The organism is Vibrio sp. 1S139 (assembly GCF_041439475.1).
GTDB lineage: Bacteria > Pseudomonadota > Gammaproteobacteria > Enterobacterales > Vibrionaceae > Vibrio > Vibrio crassostreae_C.
Genome location: NZ_JBGOOD010000110.1, coordinates 1 through 373, shown reverse-complemented (window position 1 = coordinate 373; position 373 = coordinate 1).

The window sequence follows — 373 nt, the reverse complement described above, 5'->3', positions numbered from 1 at the left end:
ATTATGATGAATTTGCTAATTTGGCCACATCGTCAAAGCTCTAGGAATAAGGAAAGGTATGTCAAATTGCAAGGGTTGATATGAAGTCCAACTCTTATCCTGATCATTTAGGGGCGTGCGACGTGAAGTTGTAAGAAGCGCGTTCGCCACTTAATGTGTGAACCACCTGTATCACCAGATGTCAACTGCACCAGTAGTTTTGGACACTGAGTAAGCGAAATAGAACTGCCCATGTCCCAGTCTCGCTGGAGCAATTCTCATTAGAAAATATTTGTCGATATGGGTTTAAGTGTTTATCGAAGAGTATCTACTCTAAGCTGATGTATGGAATCCACTCCCTCCTTTGCCAATCTACACTTAGCAAAGTGAGACC